Origin of the sequence: Streptomyces capillispiralis (assembly GCF_007829875.1) — a bacterium.
Classification (GTDB): Bacteria; Actinomycetota; Actinomycetes; order Streptomycetales; family Streptomycetaceae; genus Streptomyces; species Streptomyces capillispiralis.
This window is the reverse complement of the sequence record NZ_VIWV01000001.1, coordinates 3,427,147-3,444,906: the sequence shown is the minus strand read 5'-3', so window position 1 is coordinate 3,444,906 and position 17,760 is coordinate 3,427,147. Positions and strand designations below refer to the sequence as shown.

Annotated in this window: 15 protein-coding genes; 11 read left to right on the top strand and 4 right to left on the bottom strand. The window is 72.7% G+C overall.

All coding sequences use genetic code 11. The features are described from left to right. Window positions 1-93: 93 nt before the first annotated feature. The 4 genes from FHX78_RS14415 (at window position 94) to FHX78_RS14400 (ending at window position 5,646) form a co-directional block, all read left to right on the top strand. Window positions 94-3,036: a BTAD domain-containing putative transcriptional regulator gene (locus FHX78_RS14415; RefSeq protein ID WP_145867843.1), complete on the top strand. Its 2,943-nt coding sequence runs from the start codon at window positions 94-96 to the stop codon at window positions 3,034-3,036. Continuing rightward, window positions 3,033-3,770: a prepilin peptidase gene (locus FHX78_RS14410; RefSeq protein ID WP_145867842.1), complete on the top strand. Its 738-nt coding sequence runs from the start codon at window positions 3,033-3,035 to the stop codon at window positions 3,768-3,770. Before FHX78_RS14415 ends, FHX78_RS14410 begins: the two co-directional genes overlap by 4 nt. 69 nt (window positions 3,771-3,839) lie before the next feature. Next, a complete protein-coding gene (mqnC, locus tag FHX78_RS14405) occupies window positions 3,840-5,039 on the top strand; it encodes a cyclic dehypoxanthinyl futalosine synthase (protein WP_145867840.1) in 1,200 nt (399 codons plus the stop codon). A gap of 7 nt (window positions 5,040-5,046) precedes the next feature. Beyond that, complete coding sequence (locus FHX78_RS14400; RefSeq protein ID WP_145867839.1) at window positions 5,047-5,646, top strand: imidazolonepropionase-like domain-containing protein; 600 nt, start codon at window positions 5,047-5,049, stop codon at window positions 5,644-5,646. A gap of 18 nt (window positions 5,647-5,664) precedes the next feature. Here the strand turns inward: FHX78_RS14400 and FHX78_RS14395 are convergent, their stop codons facing one another. Then, window positions 5,665-6,690 carry a chitinase gene (locus tag FHX78_RS14395; RefSeq protein ID WP_145867838.1) on the bottom strand — a complete coding sequence of 342 codons (1,026 nt, stop codon included), beginning with the start codon at window positions 6,688-6,690 and terminating at the stop codon, window positions 5,665-5,667. A 187-nt stretch (window positions 6,691-6,877) separates the two neighbouring features. Here FHX78_RS14395 and FHX78_RS14390 point away from each other — a divergent pair, with 187 nt between their 5' ends. From FHX78_RS14390 to FHX78_RS14375, 4 genes are read left to right on the top strand one after another with little or no spacing between them, the layout of a single operon-like run. After that, complete coding sequence (locus FHX78_RS14390) at window positions 6,878-7,246, top strand: hypothetical protein (protein ID WP_145867836.1); 369 nt, start codon at window positions 6,878-6,880, stop codon at window positions 7,244-7,246. Further along, a complete protein-coding gene (locus FHX78_RS14385; RefSeq protein WP_145867835.1) occupies window positions 7,243-9,498 on the top strand; it encodes a bifunctional polysaccharide deacetylase/glycosyltransferase family 2 protein in 2,256 nt (751 codons plus the stop codon). The genes FHX78_RS14390 and FHX78_RS14385 overlap by 4 nt, the downstream gene beginning before the upstream one ends. Next, a complete protein-coding gene (locus FHX78_RS14380) occupies window positions 9,498-10,640 on the top strand; it encodes an acyltransferase family protein (RefSeq protein ID WP_145867833.1) in 1,143 nt (380 codons plus the stop codon). Before FHX78_RS14385 ends, FHX78_RS14380 begins: the two co-directional genes overlap by 1 nt. Then, a complete protein-coding gene (locus tag FHX78_RS14375; RefSeq protein WP_145867831.1) occupies window positions 10,637-11,332 on the top strand; it encodes a demethylmenaquinone methyltransferase in 696 nt (231 codons plus the stop codon). Before FHX78_RS14380 ends, FHX78_RS14375 begins: the two co-directional genes overlap by 4 nt. Here the strand turns inward: FHX78_RS14375 and FHX78_RS14370 are convergent. Together FHX78_RS14370 and FHX78_RS14365 are read right to left on the bottom strand one after the other, a co-directional pair. Then, window positions 11,319-11,666, bottom strand: coding sequence for a PASTA domain-containing protein (locus tag FHX78_RS14370; protein ID WP_268257174.1), 348 nt, complete (start codon window positions 11,664-11,666; stop codon window positions 11,319-11,321). The genes FHX78_RS14375 and FHX78_RS14370 overlap by 14 nt on opposite strands. 112 nt (window positions 11,667-11,778) lie before the next feature. Then, entirely contained in the window at window positions 11,779-12,285 is a 507-nt protein-coding gene (locus FHX78_RS14365; RefSeq protein WP_145867829.1) for a GNAT family N-acetyltransferase, read from the bottom strand. A 97-nt stretch (window positions 12,286-12,382) separates the two neighbouring features. Here FHX78_RS14365 and FHX78_RS14360 point away from each other — a divergent pair, with 97 nt between their 5' ends. Together FHX78_RS14360 and FHX78_RS14355 are read left to right on the top strand one after the other, a co-directional pair. Beyond that, a complete protein-coding gene (locus tag FHX78_RS14360) occupies window positions 12,383-13,666 on the top strand; it encodes a geranylgeranyl reductase family protein (protein ID WP_145867828.1) in 1,284 nt (427 codons plus the stop codon). Between the two features lie 126 nt (window positions 13,667-13,792). Beyond that, window positions 13,793-15,505 carry a hypothetical protein gene (locus FHX78_RS14355; RefSeq protein ID WP_145867826.1) on the top strand — a complete coding sequence of 571 codons (1,713 nt, stop codon included), beginning with the start codon at window positions 13,793-13,795 and terminating at the stop codon, window positions 15,503-15,505. Window positions 15,506-15,796: 291 nt separating this feature from the next. Here the strand turns inward: FHX78_RS14355 and FHX78_RS14350 are convergent, their stop codons facing one another. After that, window positions 15,797-16,636, bottom strand: a complete 840-nt coding sequence (locus FHX78_RS14350) for a C40 family peptidase (protein WP_145867824.1) — start codon at window positions 16,634-16,636, stop codon at window positions 15,797-15,799. Between the two features lie 753 nt (window positions 16,637-17,389). On the opposite strand from FHX78_RS14350, the gene FHX78_RS14345 reads away from it, so the two are divergent. Continuing rightward, window positions 17,390-17,749, top strand: coding sequence for an NADH-quinone oxidoreductase subunit A (locus FHX78_RS14345; RefSeq protein ID WP_030494815.1), 360 nt, complete (start codon window positions 17,390-17,392; stop codon window positions 17,747-17,749). Window positions 17,750-17,760 lie beyond the last annotated feature (11 nt).

The window sequence follows — 17,760 nt, the reverse complement described above, 5'->3', positions numbered from 1 at the left end:
GGCCCGGCACAGGCCTTCGACGGAGTCCGTGCGAGTCAATAAGATCTCTCCAGGCCCAAGTGACTCCCCTCCCACACACCCAGGACTCCCGCCATGCCGCGACGCCGCAGTTCCAGCTCGTCCAGCTCGACGGCTCCGAGGAACCGGACGCCGCAGCCGGTGCGGGTGCGGCAGCGGACGTTCGGGGACTTCCTCAAGGCGTTCCTCGCCTTCGTGGCGCTGCTCGTGCTGCTCGTCGGAGTGCCGCTCGCGCTGGCGGTATGGGCCGGGTGGCCGCTTCCCAGCACGTTCGAGCCGATGGAATGGCTCAAGCAGGACATCTCCGTCTCGACCTTCGTGAGCATCCTGACCTTCGTGGTCTGGCTCGCCTGGGCCCAGTTCACCGCCTGCGTGCTCGTGGAGATGAAGGCCGCCCTGTCCGGCGTGGGCGTGCCGGGACGGGTGCCGGGGGCCGGGCCGAGTCAGCTGCTCGCCCGTCAACTCGTCGCCGCGCTGCTGCTCGTCGGCGCCACCGCGGCGAGCTTCACCCCGGGACTGAGCCAGCTCGGGCAGGGCCTGGAGGGGAACCAGCGGCCCGCCGTGGCCGCCGCCCAGCAGACCCCCGGCCTCTTCGCCCAGCAGCAGGAGCAGGCCGCCGGTGCCGCCGCCGCCCTCGCCGAGCAGGCCTCCCACGCCGAAGCGGCGGGCGGCAGCAGCGCCCGGCAGCAGGGCGACACGAAGTTCTACCGGATCCAGCCGCCGGAGGGGCGCCACCACGACTCCCTGTGGGAGATCGCCGAGCGGCACCTCGGTGACGGACGCCGGTACAAGGAGATCTTCGAGCTCAACAAGGACCGCGCCCAGCCCGACGGTTCCAAGCTCTCCGAGGCCAGCCTCATCCGGCCCGGCTGGATCATGGAGATGCCCGGCGACGCGCGCGGCGGCGACCTCGTGGAGATGCCCGACGAGGCCCCCGAGGTCTCGCCCGAGGTGCGGCAGCAGATCGACGACTACGCCAGGACCGGCGACCACGCCCAGGGCGGCGGCGAAGGCGCCGCCCAGGTGTCCGTGCCCGAGCAGCGGCCCGCGCCCGCCACCGACGACGCCGGCCACCGGCAGCCCGACCGGCAGCACGCCACCCCCGCCGCCGGCTCCTCCTCCGACTCGTCCTCCTTCGGTCTTCCCGAGGCCCTCCTCGCCGCGCCGCTGCTCGCCGCCGGCCTCCTCGGCGCGCTCGGGCACCGCCGCCGGCAGGCGCTGTGGCAGTCGGCGTTCGCCGGCATCGGCGGGCGGCGCGGGATGGAGCCGCCCACACCGGCCGGGGACGCCCAGGACGTGCAGGACGCGCTGCTGGTCGGCGCCGACCCCGAGGGCGTACGCCTGCTCGACCGGTCGCTGCGCGGGCTCGCCGCGTCGCTGGCCCGCGAGTCCCGTCCGCTGCCCACCGTCTACGCGGCCTGGCTCAGCGGCGGCGATCTGCACCTCCAGCTCGCCCAGCCGTCCGGGAAGCCGCCGGCGCCCTGGCGGACCGGGCAGGACGAGACGTTCTGGACGCTCGCCAAGGACGACGCGGGCCGGTACGAGGACGTCGACACCGCCGCCCCCTACCCGGGCCTCGTCAGCCTCGGCACCATGGACGACTCCCGGCTGCTGCTCAACCTGGAGTCGGTCCCCGGCCTCGTCTCGCTGAGCGGCGCCGAGGCCGACCGGGCCGCCGTGTTCGCCTCCGTCGCCGCCGAGCTGGCCACCAACGGGTGGTCGGACCGCATGACCATCACCCTCGTCGGCTTCGGCGAGGACCTGGCCCCGCTCGCCCCCAACCGGCTGCGGCACCTCGACGGCATCGAGGCGCTCATCGAGACGATGGAGGCCGAGACACGGCAGCGGCGCGGCGCGCTCGGCGCCGCCGGGCACGACTCCGTGCTCACCGGCCGCACCGGCCCCGCCCAGCACACCCGTTGGGCCCCGCACCTCGTCCTGCTCGCCGCCCAGCCGTCCGCCGAGGACGCCGTCACCCTCGCCGAACTCGCCGCCGACGCGAGCCGCCTGGGCATCGGCTACCTCGTCGGCACCGACAGCGGCCATCTGCCCGGCGCCGCCTGGGAGATGGAGATCACCGGCGAGGGCAAGCTGCTCGCCCCGCTGCTCGGCCTCGAACTCGACGCCCAGCTCCTGCCCGCCGCCCAGCAGCGCGCCGTCGTCGAGCTGTTCGTCGACGCCGACCCCGACCGCGACCCCGACGGACCCGCCAACACCCCGCCGTTCCTCGTCGACATCAGCGAGCAGGGGCGGCCCGCCGTGTACGCGCGCCTGGTCGGACCGTACGAGATCATCGGGCTCGACACCCCGGACGGCGAGCGCAGCGCCCTGCTGCACGAGGCGCTCGCGCTGCTGCTCCTGCACCGCGAGGGCGTGCACCCGCGCGTGCTGTCCTCCGCGCTGTGGCCGCGCGGCGTCACCGACGACGTGCGCGAGGCGCTGATCGAGCGGCTGCGCGCCTGGCTCGGCACCGACCCCGACGGCACCCCCCGGCTCGGCACGGACGCCACCGGGCGGCTCACCCTCGCCCGGTCCGTCGTCTCCGACCTGGACGTGCTGCGGTCGCTTTACCACGAGGCCACCCAGGGCAAGGGCGTCGACAGCCGGGCCGTCCGCGGCCGGCTGCTCACCGACGCGCTGGTGCTGGTGCGCGGGCCGCTGCTCGCCGACCGGCCCGAGGGCCGCTACCGCTGGCTCACCCACGAGATCGTCGACGCCCAGCTCCCGCTGCTCGTCGCGGACACCGGGCTCGCGCTCTGCGCGTTCCACCTGGAGAAGAACCGCGCGGAGAAGGCCATCGAGGCGCTGAACGCCGCGCTGCGCACCGCCCCGGCCGACGAGCGGCTGTGGAACGAACTGCTGCGCGCCACCCACTCCCTCGACGACCCCCCACGGCTCACCGCCCTCGCCGCCGACCTCATCGGCCGCAGCGGCGCCCGCGGGCTGCCGCCGCGCACCGAGGCGCTGCTCGACGAGCTGCTGCCGTCGTGGCGCGACGCGGTCGCGGCGGCGGGATGACCGCGTACCTGGACGCCGTGCTGATCGTCGTCGCCGCCCTGTGGGGCGCGGCGGCCGGCGCGGCGCTGCCCCGGGCGGCGTACCGGTTCTCCGTCCCGCCGGGGGAGGAGTGGCGCACCACGTGTCCGGCGGGGCGGCACCCGGTCGGGGGATGGCTCGGCCGGGGCCGGTGCGGGTCCTGCGCGGGGCCGTCGTACGGGCCGGGCGCCGTTCCCGTCGTCGTGACCTCGCTGGTCTGCGCCGCCCTCGCCGCCGCCACCGGCACCCGGCCCGAGCTGGGCGTCTGGCTGCTGCTCGCGCCGGTCGGGGTGCTGCTGGCGATGGTCGACTTCCGGGTGCAGCGGCTGCCCGACCCGCTCACCCTGCCGTTCGCCGCAGCCGCCCTCGTCCTGCTCGGCCCCGTCTCCCTCGCACCCGAGCACGCGGGGGAGTGGACCACCGCCCTGCTGGGCGCGCTCGCGCTCGGCGCCGGCTACTTCGTGCTGTTCCTCGTCAACCCGGGCGGCATGGGCTTCGGCGACGTGAAGCTGGCCCTCGGCGCGGGCGCCGTCCTCGGCTGGTACGGCTGGCCGACCGTGATGCTCGGCACCCTCGCCGGGTTCGTCTTCGGGGCGCTGTACGGGGGTGCCCTGGTCGTCGCCCGGAAGGCGGGACGCAAGACGGCCATCCCGTTCGGGCCGTTCCTGATCAGCGGCGCCTTCGCGGGGCTGCTGATCGGCGCCTACGCGGCCTGACGACAACCGCCGACACCCCCTGGCGTACGCTGGATCAGTCCGTCCACAACCCTTACGAAAGGGACGCCGGTGACCGAGAAGGCCGACCTTCAGCCCATCCTCGACCGTGCCGCCGCCGGTGGGCGGATCACCCCCGAAGAGGCCCTCGCCCTCTACCGCGACGCCCCGCTGCACGCGCTGGGCGCCGCCGCCGACGCCGTGCGCAGGCGCCGGTACGCCGGTACGGAGCACATCGCGACGTACATCATCGAGCGGAACATCAACTACACCAACGTGTGCGTCACCGCGTGCAAGTTCTGCGCCTTCTACGCGGCCCCGAAGGACACGGCGAAGGGCTGGACCCGCGACCTCGACGACATCCTGCGCCGGTGCGCGGAGACCGTCGAGCTGGGCGGCACGCAGATCATGTTCCAGGGCGGTCACCACCCGGACTACGGCGTCGAGTACTACGAGAAGCACTTCGCCGCCATCAAGAAGGAGTTCCCGCAGCTCGTCATCCACAGCCTGGGGGCGAGCGAGGTCGAGCACATGGCGCGGATCAGCAAGGTGGGCGTCGAGGAGGCGATCACCCGCATCCACGCGGCCGGGCTCGACTCCTTCGCCGGCGCGGGCGCCGAGTTGCTGCCCGCCCGGCCGCGCAAGGCCATCGCCCCGCTGAAGGAGTCCGGCGAGCGCTGGCTGGAGATCATGGAGATCGCGCACAACCTCGGCGTCGAGTCCACGTCCACCATGCTCATGGGCACCGGCGAGACCAACGCCGAGCGGATCGAGCACCTGCGGATGATCCGGGACGTGCAGGACCGCACGGGCGGCTTCCGCGCGTTCATCCCGTACACCTACCAGCCCGAGAACAACCACCTGAAGGGCCGCACCCAGGCCACCCTCTTCGAGTACCTGCGGATGATCGCCATCGCCCGGCTGTTCATGGACAACGTGGCCCACATCCAGGGGTCCTGGCTCACCACCGGCAAGGAGGTCGGCCAGCTCTCCCTGCACTACGGCGCGGACGACCTCGGCTCGATCATGCTGGAGGAGAACGTGGTCTCCTCCGCCGGCGCCAAGCACCGCTCCAACCGGCTGGAGATCATCGACCTGATCCGCAAGGCGGGGCGGGTCCCGGCCCAGCGGGCGACGACGTACGAGCACCTGGTCGTGCACGACGACCCGGCGAACGACCCGGTCGACGACCGGGTGGTCTCCCACATCTCCTCCACCGCCATCGAGGGCGGCACGGCCCACCCGGAGCTGAAGCTCCTGGCTTCCAACTGACGTCCCCGTGCTGACCCTTCACACCGCCGACGCCTCGCCCGAGGCCGCCGTCGTGGTCGACGGCGCGCACATCGCCGCCGTCGGCCCGTACGCACAGCTGGCCGCCGCTCATCCGGACGCCCGGCTGCGGCGGTGGCCCGGCATCCTGACGCCCGGTCTGCTCAACCCCTACGGTCCGGAACTGCTGGAGCAGGCGTACCACCCCGACCCGCGCGAGGCGGACCGGCTCGGTACCGAGCCGGTGTTCGGGGAGCGCGCGCGGGCGCTCCTGGCCGCCGGACCGTCCGCGCGGGGCGCCAGCGCACGCCGCGGAGTACAGCGCATGCTGGCGCACGGAACGGTCGCGGTCGCCGGTGAGCTGCGCGGCCGCGAGGCCCTGGACGCGGTGCGCAGGGCCGGGCTCGCCCTGGCGGGGCGTCCGCCCGCGCTGCCCGGGCCGGCGGCGCTCTCCCCGGTTCCCCTCGTGCTGCTGCCGGGCCTCGGCGCCGGGACACCCGCGCGGTTCGCGGTGTTCGACGTGCCCGACCGGGACGCCCTCGTGCGGGACGGCGCGTCCACGTGCGTGGCCACCGTCGTGGGCGGCCGCCTGGTGTACCGGCGGCGCTGACCCGCAGCGGCGCGGCCCTCACCCCGCGAACGCCTCCCCGAACGCCCCGTCCTCCTGCTCCACTCCGCTGCAATCGGTCAACGCGTCGTCCGCGGAGGCGTCCTCGCCGCACTCCCGGTCCCGGAACGCCGACCACATCGACACCCACGCGATGCCCTTCTCCTCCGCGAAGGCGCGCACCTCGGCCGCGTCCGCGAGCGTGAACGTCTCCCCCTCCACGTCGTTGACACCGAGCATCGAGGTGAGCGCCATGCCCCGCCAGGCGGCTTCCTCGGACAGCCCGAAGACGTCCTGGAGCTGGGTGTTCGCGGCGGCGGCCGCGGTGAGGGCGTAGGCGCCCATGTCACCGGCGTAGGACTCGCCGTAGTTCATCGTCATCAGGTTGACGGTGGAGACTTCGGCGCCGTGGTCGTTCGCGGAGGCCAGCAGGGCCAGCCCGTCCTCGTCGAGCCCGGAGGGCATGACCGGGAGCGTGAACGAGACCTCCAGGTCCGCGCGTTCCTCCTGGAGCAGCGCGATCGCCCGCGACCGCAGGTCCACGGAGGCGGAGTCGGTGAGGTCGTCGCCCTCGATGTCGAAGTCGGCGCGGGTGGCGCCGGCCGCGTCCAGCGCCGTGCCGTACGCCTCGGCCAGCTCCGCCGCGGTGTCGCAGGTGGCCGCCAGCTCATCGCCGGAGGCGCCGCCGAAGGAGACGCGGACGTCGGCGCCGGACGCGGTGAGCCCCGCGATCCGGGACGCCACGGTCGTGTCGTCGATGTCCTGGGTGCCGTTCCAGTACGGGGTGCAGCCACTGCCGGAGGAGATCACGAACGCCAGGTTGTACGTCGTGGGGGAGCCCGCCGAGTCGGTGCCGGAGGCCGCGGCGGCACTGACGTACGGCGCGTACGCGGTGACCGGCGCGGACGTCGACGAGGCCGAGGGGGCGGGGTCCGCCGGGGCCGCGTCCGTCGCGGTGCCCCCGGCGGAACAACCCGCGGTGGCCGCGACCAGGGCCAGGACCGGGAGGACGGCGAGCCCGGCAACGGACTTCAGTGGACCGCGCATCGTGCTCGTTCCGTTCGTGAGACGTCGGGTGGACGGCCAACGTGGCACACGGGTCTGTGCGTCCCCTGAGGGTGTGCGGCCGGTTCCCGGGTGATTCTCAGCGGACGCAGAGGTTCGGGGCCGTCCCACACCGGACGCACAGGAAGCGCCAGGTTCTCCCCACACAACGGCCTCTACCGTCCGGCCCATGCATTCCGATCCCGCCATCGAACGCCGCGCCGCCGTGCGCGGCCGACGCCGCAAACGCCCCGCTGGACCCGGCGAAGGGCCCGTCTTCGTCGACTCCTCCGGACGCCGGGCCAGGCTGCTGCGCCGGATCGGCCTCCTCCTGGGAACCGTCTGCGCCGGGTACGCGGTCGTGCTGGGGCTGGCCTTCATGGGCGTCGGCACCTCGGTGACACCGGCCTCGCTGCTGCCGTTCGGGGGTGCGCGGGGGCAGGCCGGCCCCGGCGGCGCGGGTCCGGGGAACGGGGCGGCCCCGACCGGCACCCCGCCGTCCCCGCCCGCCGGCACCCCGGGCGCCACCGCCGCCCCCGCCCCCTCGGCGACGTCATGACCGCCGCGCCCCCCGCGCGCGGCCGGCGCCGCGCCCCCACCCGGATCGAGCGCGCCGCCGGGCGGGCCGCCGCGCTGCACCGGCCGCGCGTGCTCCTCGCGCTGCTGCTCCTGCTCGCCCTGACCTGCGTGATGCTGCTCGACGGCTATCTGCGGGCCGAGGTCGGCGACGACCAGCGGGTCCGCTCCGGGGCCTCGGCCTCCGACGTGCCCGACGAGATCCTCGAAGGCGGCCCGATCCTCACCTTCCCCGGCGGGCAGGCCGAGACCGTCTCCGTCCCGGACAGGACGATCGTGCTCACCTTCGACGACGGTCCCGACCCCACCTGGACGCCGAAGGTCATGGAGGTCCTGGAGGAGTACGACGTACCCGGCACGTTCTTCGTGGTCGGCTCGATGGTGTCGCGCCACCCCGACATCGTGAGGGACCTGGTGGAACAGGGCAACGAGGTCGGCGTCCACACCTTCACGCACGTCGACCTGTCGTACCAGAGCGCCTCCCGCGTCACCCGCGAGATGGAGCAGACCCAGCTCGCGCTCGCGGGCGCGGCCGGGATCACCAGCACGCTGTTCCGGGCGCCGTACTCCTCGAAGACGGACGCCGTCGACAACTACAGCTGGCAGGTCTACCAGCAGCTCGGCGAGGACGGGTACACCAGCGTCTTCATCGACACCGACAGCGAGGACTGGAAGGAACCGGGCGTCGCGAAGATCGTCGAAGGGGCCACCCCGGAGGACGGGGAGGGCACCTCGGTGCTCTTCCACGACTCCGGCGGCGACCGCACCCAGACCCTGGAGGCGCTGCCGAAGTACATCGAGACGATGCGGGCGAAGGGGTACACCTTCACCACCGTCAGCGGCGCCCTGGCCGAGCAGCAGCAGGAGCAGCAGCCCGCCGGCGGATCCGGAACCGGCGGGCCCGCCGCCGGTGCCCCGTCCGGCACCGGCGACGTGCTCCAGGCCTCCCACCACCCCGCCACCGGCACGACCCTCTACGTGGGCAAGGCGCTCGTCGCGGCCGTCGCCGTCGCCGAGTGGACGGTGCCCGCGCTCTCGGTGGGCCTGGTGGTCGTGGGCGTGGCCGTCATGGGCCGGTTCGGGCTGATGCTCGTCCTCGCCCGGCGCCACCACCGGCAGCGCAACAGACGCCGCTTCGGCTGGGGACCGCCCGTCACCCGGCCGGTCAGCGTGATCGTCCCGGCGTACAACGAGAAGGAGTGCATCGAGAACACCCTGCGGTCGCTGGCCGCGAGCACCCACCCGATCGAGATCGTCGTCGTCGACGACGGTTCCACGGACGGCACGGCGGAACTCGCCGAGGCGCTCGGCCTGCCCGACGTCCGGGTGATCCGGCAGGAGAACGCGGGCAAGCCGGCCGCCCTGAACAACGGCATCCGCGCCGCCCGGCACGACATCGTCGTGATGATGGACGGCGACACCGTCTTCGAACCGGACACCGTGGGCCGCCTGGTGCAGCCCTTCGCCGACCCGGCGGTGGGCGCCGTCGCGGGCAACGCCAAGGTCGGCAACCGGGGCACGCTCATCGGCGCCTGGCAGCACATCGAGTACGTGATGGGCTTCAACCTCGACCGGCGCATGTACGACCTGCTGCGCTGCATGCCGACCATCCCCGGCGCGATCGGCGCGTTCCGCCGCGGGGCGGTGCTCGACGCCGGCGGGATGAGCGAGGACACCCTCGCCGAGGACACCGACATCACCATCGCGCTGCACCGCGCGGGATGGCGGGTCGTCTACGAGGAGCACGCCCGCGCGTGGACCGAGGCCCCGCGCTCCCTGCGGCAGCTGTGGTCCCAGCGCTACCGCTGGTCGTACGGCACCATGCAGGCGCTGTGGAAGCACCGCGGCTCCCTCACGGACAAGGGGCCCTCGGGGCGGTTCGGGCGGGTCGGCATGCCGCTGGTGGTGCTCTTCCAGGTGGTCACGCCGGTGTTCGCGCCGCTCATCGACGTGTTCACCGCGTACTCGATGCTCTTCGTCGACTTCAAGGCCGCCCTGCTGGCCTGGTGCGCCGTCCTGGGCGTGCAGCTGGTGTGCGCCGCGTACGCCTTCCGGCTGGACCGGGAGAAGTACCGGTACCTGCTGATGATGCCGCTTCAGCAGCTCGCGTACCGGCAGATGATGTACCTCGTCCTCATCCACTCCTGTGTCACCGCCCTGACCGGCGGCCGGCTGCGCTGGCAGAAGCTGAAGCGGACGGGCGAGGTCGGGATGCCGTCGGGGACGGGCGGCTGATGGGGGCGCACCGCAAGGGGGCCGTACGGGCCGTCACCGCCGTGCACCCGGAGCCGGTGGCCCCGACGGGCCCGGTGGCCCCGGCGGCACCGGCGGCCCCGGCAGGCCGTGACGGGTACTTCGACGTGCTGCGCGCGGTGGCGCTCGTCCGGGTGGTCGCGTACCACGTCTTCGGCTGGGCCTGGGCGAGCCTGGTCTTCCCGTCGATGGGGGTGATGTTCGGGCTGGCCGGCACCCTGATGGCCAGGTCGCTGCGGCGCCCCGCGCTCACAGTGGTCCGGGGCCGGGTCCGCCGTCTGCTGCCGCCGTTCTGGTTCTGGGGCTTCTTCGTCGTCACCGCGATGCTGGTGCACGGGTGGATGCCGGGGTGGCGGATCGTGTACTGGATCGTGCCGCTCGGCGATCCGCCGGGCAGCGCCTGGGCCGAGCAGGCCTGGGACATCGTCTGGTACCTGCGGACGTACCTGTGGTTCGTGCTGCTCTCCCCGCTGCTGCTGCGGGTGTTCCGGCTGTCCCCGCTCGTGGTGCTGGCGCTGTCGCTCGTCCCGGTCGTCCTGCTCACGTACGGGTGGCAGCCGCCGGAGGGCCGGCTCGGCAGCGCCCTCACCGACCTGGCGACGTTCCTGTTCTGCTGGCTCCTCGGCTTCGCCCACCACGACGGGGTGCTCGCCCGGCTGCGCCCCCTCGCCGTCGTCCTGCCGTCGCTCGCCGCCCTCGCCCACGGCGGCTGGTACGCCCTGGCCCACCGGTCCGCGTACGGCGGCACCTACGACCTGGACGACAACCCGCTCGCGCAGGCCTTCTGGTCGGCCGGGTTCGTGACGCTGCTGCTGTACGCGGGGAAGTGGGTCCCGGACCGCCCGTCCCGCTCGCGGCTGGTGGCCGTGTTCAACGCGCGGGCGGTGACGGTCTACCTCTGGCACGAACTGGCGCTGATCCTGGCCGTGCCGCTGATCGACCGGTTCTGGGAGGTGCCCGCGTTCGCGGCGTACCTGCCGCTGGAGAGCCAGTGGTTCCTGTTCGCCGTCGGCTGGCTGCTGATCGCGGGGTTCGTCCTCGCGTGCGGCTGGGTCGAGGACGTCGCCGCGCGCAGGAAGCCGACGCTGCTGCCGGGCGGGCGGGCTGCAAGAATGGGCGGGTGACCCGCGCATCCCTGGACAAGCAGCCGCACGAAGTCGCCTCGATGTTCGACGACGTCGCGGAACGGTACGACCTGACCAACGACGTGCTGTCCCTCGGGCAGGCGCGGCTGTGGCGCAAGGAGGTCGCGAAGGCGCTCGACGCGCGGCCCGCGCAGAAGGTCCTCGACCTGGCCGCCGGCACGGCGACCTCCTCGCTGCCGTACGCCCGCACCGGCGCCTACGTCGTCCCGTGCGACTTCTCGCTGGGCATGCTCCAGGTCGGCAAGAAGCGGCACGCCTGGCTGCCGTTCACGGCCGGCGACGCGACGCGGCTGCCCTTCAAGGACGACGTGTTCGACGCCGTCACCATCTCCTTCGGGCTGCGCAACGTGCAGGACACGGACGCGGCGCTGCGCGAGATGCGCCGGGTGACCCGGCCCGGCGGGCGGATCGTCATCTGCGAGTTCTCGCATCCGACGTGGGCGCCGTTCCGCACCGTCTACACCGAGTACCTGATGCGCGCGCTGCCGCCGGTCGCCCGCGCGGTGTCGTCCAGCCCGGACGCGTACGTCTACCTCGCCGAGTCGATCCGCGCCTGGCCGGACCAGCCCGCGCTGGCCGAGCGGCTGCGGGGCGCCGGCTGGTCGAGGGTGGCCTGGCGGAACCTGACCGGCGGTGTGGTGGCGCTGCACCGGGGCTTCAAGGAGAGCTGAGGAGCACCGCGGCGGCGGGCGGCTCCTCCAGTTCCCGCCGGAGCCCGCCGGCGGGCGGCGCGGGTCCGCGCGGTTCGCGCACCCCTCCGCCGCCCTCGCCCTCACCGAAGTCGAACCACACGTGGACGACGGAGTCCCGCGGCACCTCGGCGCCGGGCTGCGGGTACTGGCGCACGACGTAGTCGACGACGACGAGAGCGAAGTCCGGCCGGTCCGGCGCGTCGACGAACAGGCCCCGCGCGCGGGCCGACTCGCGCGCGTCCACGGCCATCAGGCCGACCAGGCGCGGCACGCGCACGTCGGGTGTCTCGGGTCCCTTGGGCGTCCTGCGCACGGATGTCACCCCCCAGCGGTACCGGCAGGGTAGTCCCGCGCGGGGGCCGCCGGAAGCACCAAGTGGCTTTCCGTGACAATTGGTTACCGTGTGTGACGGGGGTGGATGGGTGTCAGAGGTCCAGCCGGTAGCAGTGGCCCTCCCGGCGCGAGACCGGCGCCGTGAACGTCTCGGCGAGGCGCATGCCGAGCCGCCGGGTGACCGCTATCGAGCGGGAGTTGCCGGCGTCCACCATCGCCACCACGCCCTTCAGGCCCGTCGCGCGCACCCGCTCCAGCGTCTCGACGGCCGCGGCGGTGACGTAGCCCTTGCCCCAGTGCTCGCGCGCCAGCCGCCAGCCGATCTCGATCTCGCCCGTGGGACCCCAGTCGTTCTCCCACGGCTGGGCGCCGGTGAAGCCGATGACCCGCCCCGACTCGTCGAGCATGCTCCACAGGCAGAAGCCGAGCTGGGCGTCGTGCCGGCGCTGGCGTGCGGTGAGCTCCTCGTAGACCGACAGCTCCGCCGACGCGCCTCCGTGGAACTCCATGACGTCCGGGTCGTCGAAGATCCGGTGCCAGACGACCGCGTCCTCGTGGGTGGGTACGCGCAGCCGTACAGCGGGGAGAGCTCGGTTCACGGGGCAGCCCTTCAGCCGGGTGATCAATGCTGCTGAATAGACTGCCCGTGTCCAGTGCCGGTCGGCACGCAGATTTCGAACTTGGGGAGATCCCGCCGTGACCGAGCCCCTCTCCGACAACACCGCCGATGTGATCGTCGTGGGCGCGGGGCCAGCCGGCTCCACCACCGCCTACCACCTGGCCCGGTCCGGACTCGACGTGCTCCTGCTGGAGAAGACCGAGTTCCCGCGGGAGAAGGTCTGCGGCGACGGCCTCACCCCGCGCGCCGTGAAGCAGCTGGTGTCGATGGGCATCGACATCTCCGAGGAGGCCGGCTGGCTGCGCAACAAGGGCCTGCGCATCATCGGCGGCGGCGTCCGCCTCCAGCTCGACTGGCCGGATCTCGCCTCCTTCCCCGACTACGGCCTGGTCCGCAAGCGCGACGACTTCGACGAACAGCTCGCCCGGCAGGCCCAGAAGGCGGGCGCCCGCCTGTACGAGCGCTGCAACGTGGGCGCGCCGGTCATCGACGACCGCACCGGCCGCATCACCGGGGTGAAGGCCAAGCTCGGCGAGGAGAAGCGGGAAGTCACCTTCCACGCCCCGCTGGTGGTCGCCGCCGACGGCAACTCCACCCGGCTGTCCCTGGCGATGGGGCTGCACCGCCGCGAGGACCGCCCGATGGGCGTCGCGGTCCGTACGTACTTCACCTCGCCCCGCCACGACGACGACTACCTGGAGTCCTGGCTGGAGCTGTGGGACCGGCGCGGCCCGCAGGACCGGCTGCTGCCCGGCTACGGCTGGATCTTCGGCATGGGCGACGGCACGAGCAATGTCGGCCTCGGCGTGCTCAACACCTCCGACTCCTTCAAGGAGCTGGACTGGCGCGAGGTACTCAAGGCCTGGTGCGCCTCCATGCCGGAGGACTGGGGCTACACCCCGGACAACATGACCGGCCCGATCCGCGGCGCCGCGCTGCCCATGGCCTTCAACCGCCAGCCGCACTACACCCGCGGGCTGCTGCTCGTCGGCGACGCGGGCGGCCTGGTGAACCCGTTCAACGGCGAGGGCATCGCCTACGCCATGGAGTCCGGGCAGATCGCCGCCGACGTGATCGTGCAGGCTCACGCGCGGGCCACCCCGGCCCAGCGGGAGATCGCCCTCCAGCGCTATCCGCGCGTCCTGAAGGACACCTACGGCGGCTACTACACGCTCGGCCGCGCCTTCGTGAAGCTCATCGGCAACCCGAAGGTCATGCAGATCGCCGCCCAGCGCGGACTGACGCACCCGCTGCTGATGAAGTTCACGCTCAAGCTGCTCGCCAACCTGACCGACCCGACGGGCGGCGACGCGATGGACCGCATCATCAACGGCCTGACCAAGGTGGCACCGAAGGCGTGACCGGCCCGGCCGGACGGTCCGTCGTGACCATCGCGTAACAGACTCGTGGACAACTGTTCTACTTTGGTCGGTGTCGTACGGGACGTAGCCACTCGGGTACGTCCCGTACGACGAAAAGAGCCTTCCATGACACAGCAGGCGAGCCGGCGATTAGGCCCGCTCGGAACCCTGGGGCTGGCCGCCGCCGCGCTCCTGGTCGCGGCCGGTGCCGCGGGCACCGCGCAGGCCGACGACGCACCCCTTCCCGTGACGATCACCGGCGAGGACCGGGTCGGCCTCTCACTGGAGTCCGACAACGGGGACCCCTCCGAGCCGCAGGTCATGCTGCGGCTGAACGCCCCCGGTGAGGAGTTCGAGGGGGACGGCGTCATCCCGCCCGTCTTCACCGGCGACTACACGGTCCGCATCGACGCCACCGCGCTGGCGGGCGTCGCCTCCGTGCAGCTTCCGTGCGCCGCCGACGGCCTCGTCGCGGTCTGCACCGGCAGCGAGCTGTACGCGGGCGAGCGGTACAACCGGCTTGGCGGCATCCGGCTCGACATCGACGAGGACAGCGAGGCCGGGGACTTCGGCAGCATCACCGTCACCGGCGAGGGCGAGGGGCTGGACTTCACGCCGCTCACCGTCGACGTGCTCGTCGGCGGCCCCGAGTTCCTGAACCACGAACTCCCGCTGCCCGGGGACTACCGGGCGGGCGACATCTACCGGGCGCCCGTGGGCCTGCGCAACGCCGGCGGCATGTCCGCCGAGGGCGCGGTGCTGCGCCTCCACGGCTCCCGCGGGGTGTCCTTCCCCGACTCGTACGGCAACTGCTCCTACGCCGAGGTGACCACCGGCCCCCTGCTGCACCAGGGCACCGACGTCCTCTGCACGTTCCCCGACACCATCGACGCCGGGACGGCGTACGCGCTGACCGAGCCGCTGAGGGTGCGGACCGCCGACTTCGCCCTGCACGACATCTTCACCTACGCGTTCACGGCCGTCGGCCCGAGCGAGGCGGCCGGTCTGCGCGCGGCCAAGGACTACCGGCCGGGCACCGGGGCGGACCTGAGGCTGAGGAAGGTCCCCGACGCCGAACCCGCGGAGTACTCCCGGTACGCCGACGTGGACCTGCCCACGACCAACACCTACGACCTGGAGCTCACCGGCGCCGCGGTCGACGCCGAGGCCGGTGACACCGTCACGGCGGAGATCGGCTTCCGCAACAACGGGCCGGCCTGGATCAGCGCCCTGCGCTCCGGCGGTGAGCCCATCGGGTTCACGGTGGGCGTCCCGGAGGGGGCGACGGTCACCGCGCTCCCGGAGGGCTGCCGGAGCACCACCCTCGAAGGGGGCGAGGAGGGCTACCTCTGCTGGGTGAGCACCCCGCTGCTGGAGGACGCCGAGCTGACGTTCCCGTTCGAGCTGCGCGTCGACCGGGTCGTCGAGGGCGCCAAGGCCGAGGTGGCGCTGCCGGAGTGGGGCAACCCCTTCGAGTCCGACCACGCCAACGACTCCGCCTGGATCGTGCTCAACGGCTCCGACGGGTCGACCGACGGCGGCACGGGCCAGACCGACGGAGGCACCTCCGGCGGCACGGCCCCGCCCGGCCCCGGCCAGGACGGCGACTCCGGTTCCTCCGGCACGTCCGGCTCCTCCGGGTCCGGTGGTACGTCCGGTTCCTCCGGGTCCGGCGCGAGCGGTACGTCCGGTGACGTCACCGGGGGCGGGCTCGCCTCCACCGGCGCCGGCGGGGCGGCGCTGATCGGCGGGGCGGCGCTGCTGGCGCTGGGCCTGGGCGCGGGCCTGTTCCTGTTCCTGCGGCGCGGCGCGCGGCACACCGGCGGCACCGCCGCCTGACGCGGGCCGCCGTGAGCGGCGCTGTGGACGGCCGGAGTCCGGGGGACGGACTCCGGCCGTCGGCGTCTGCGCGGGGGGCGTGAAGGGCCGTCACGGGGCCTTCACGGGGGCGCGCGGCCTTCCGCCGGCGCCGGGCGGCGTCGGCAACACGCCCCGGATGCGGGACGATCGGGACAATCGGGCGATCTTGCCCCCCGGGGGAGTCCCCGAAGTCCCTTGAGAACGTCGCGGTGCACGACGGAGGGCCGCCGCCTCGGGAGGCAGCGGCCCTTCAGTCCGTGGCGGCTCGGCTCAGAGCACGCGGACCGCACCCGACGCCGGGTAGCCGGAGAGGTCCTGGATCACGACGCCCTTGGCGGAGTTGGCGGCGTCCAGGTACTGGCCGTTACCGATGTAGACGCCCACGTGGTACGCGGAGCCCTTGCCGCCCCAGTACAGGATGTCGCCGACTTGGATCTGCGACAGCGGGATGTCGGTGCCGACCATCGACTGGTCCTGCGAGACGCGCGGCAGGTCGACGCCGACCTGGCGGAACGCGGCCTGGACCAGGCTGGAGCAGTCCCAGGCGTTGGGGCCCGAGGCGCCCATGACGTAGGCGTCGCCCACCTGCGCCTGGAGGAAGGCGATGACCGTCGCGACGCTGCCGCCGGCCGGCGCGGACGCGGTCGCCGTCGTGGTGGTGGCGGAGGCGGAGAGGGTGGCGCGCTCGGCGTCGCGCGCGGCACGCTCGGCGGCGGCCTTGCGGGCCTCCTCGGCGGCCTTCTTCTTCGCCTCGGCCTTCTTCTTGGCCTCGGCGAGGTCCGCCTTGGCCTCCTTGGCGGCCTCGGCGGCGGCCGTGTCACGCTCGGCCCGCAGCTGGTAGTTCGCGGCCGCCTGCTGGGTGGCGTCCGCGGACTGGGCGACCTGGGCGGCCAGGTCTGCCGTCAAGGTGGGCAGTTCGAGAGTCTGCGTCACCGGCTCGGCCGCGTTCGCCGAACCCGACGCCCCGGCCACGGCCAGGGTGCTGAGGACGCCACCGGCGACTCCGGCGCGCATCGCGATCGTGGAGGACGCGGTGCGGCGGGGTTTCCGGTGGCTGCGTATGTGAGCGGTGTGGGACATGGGAACAACCGGTACCAGGGGCTGCTTCATATCTTCAAGAAACGTGTGCTGCGCCACAGTTGTTCAACCGAGGGCCCGAATCCCGGGCGTGTCGTTCTTTATTGACGCCGTAACGGACATAGCGGGCGCCCGTGATCGGCCCGTGATCACGTACTTTCATCGTTACGTCCGAATTGCCCCGCGCTTACCACCGGTTGGGGTGATTGGCCAATCCCTCCTCTCGGGCGGCCCTCGTGAATGTGGCGGAGGTCACGGAACGATTACCCGCCCCGCCGCGTCGGGCGACCCCGTCGCGCTCCGGGGGCCGGTCGATCGACGGGCGGTCGACGGCCGGATCGCGACGCCGGGACTTCGTGAACGCGTGCACACGTCCACATCCCGCCCCGGACCCCCTCTGATGTGTGAACGTCCCTCTATCAAGAGATCGGTTCCAGCGCCAATTTGCATGCACGGGAACTGTCTTGATATTGAGACGGCCCTTCTGAGCTGCACTGACGAGGTAAAATGTCACGGTTGGTGATCGGGCGAACGCTTCGCGTGTGAAGATCGCCGCTCATCCGACTTCATGATCGTTCGTTAGGTGGTGGAGATCACAAAGCTTGTGCAATACCCCGTGTCGCAGATCACAGACCCACGGGCATAAGATGCGGAGCGGTTGGGCTTGTGACCTGCTTCACATGTTCTCGATCTTCGCCGGGGCGGGCGTGGTTCGCGGGACCGATGGGGCGGATGTGAGTCCAACGGAAACCGCCAGTCAGTGCCGACTGAGAGGAGCGAGGAGCGGTGAACGCGTATGCGCCCATCCTCGTACTGGGAGCCCTCGGGGCAGGCTTTGCGATCTTCTCCGTGGTCATGGCCACGCTGATCGGTCCGAAGCGGTACAACCGCGCCAAGCTCGAGGCCTACGAGTGCGGGATCGAGCCGACCCCCACGCCGGCCGGCGGCGGGCGCTTCCCCATCAAGTACTACCTGACGGCGATGCTCTTCATCGTCTTCGACATCGAGATCGTCTTCCTCTACCCCTGGGCCGTCACCTTCGACGCCCTGGGGCTTTTCGGGCTCGTGGAGATGCTGCTCTTCGTGCTCACCGTCTTCGTCGCGTACGCGTACGTATGGCGGCGCGGCGGCCTGGAATGGGACTGAGGGGCATTTGA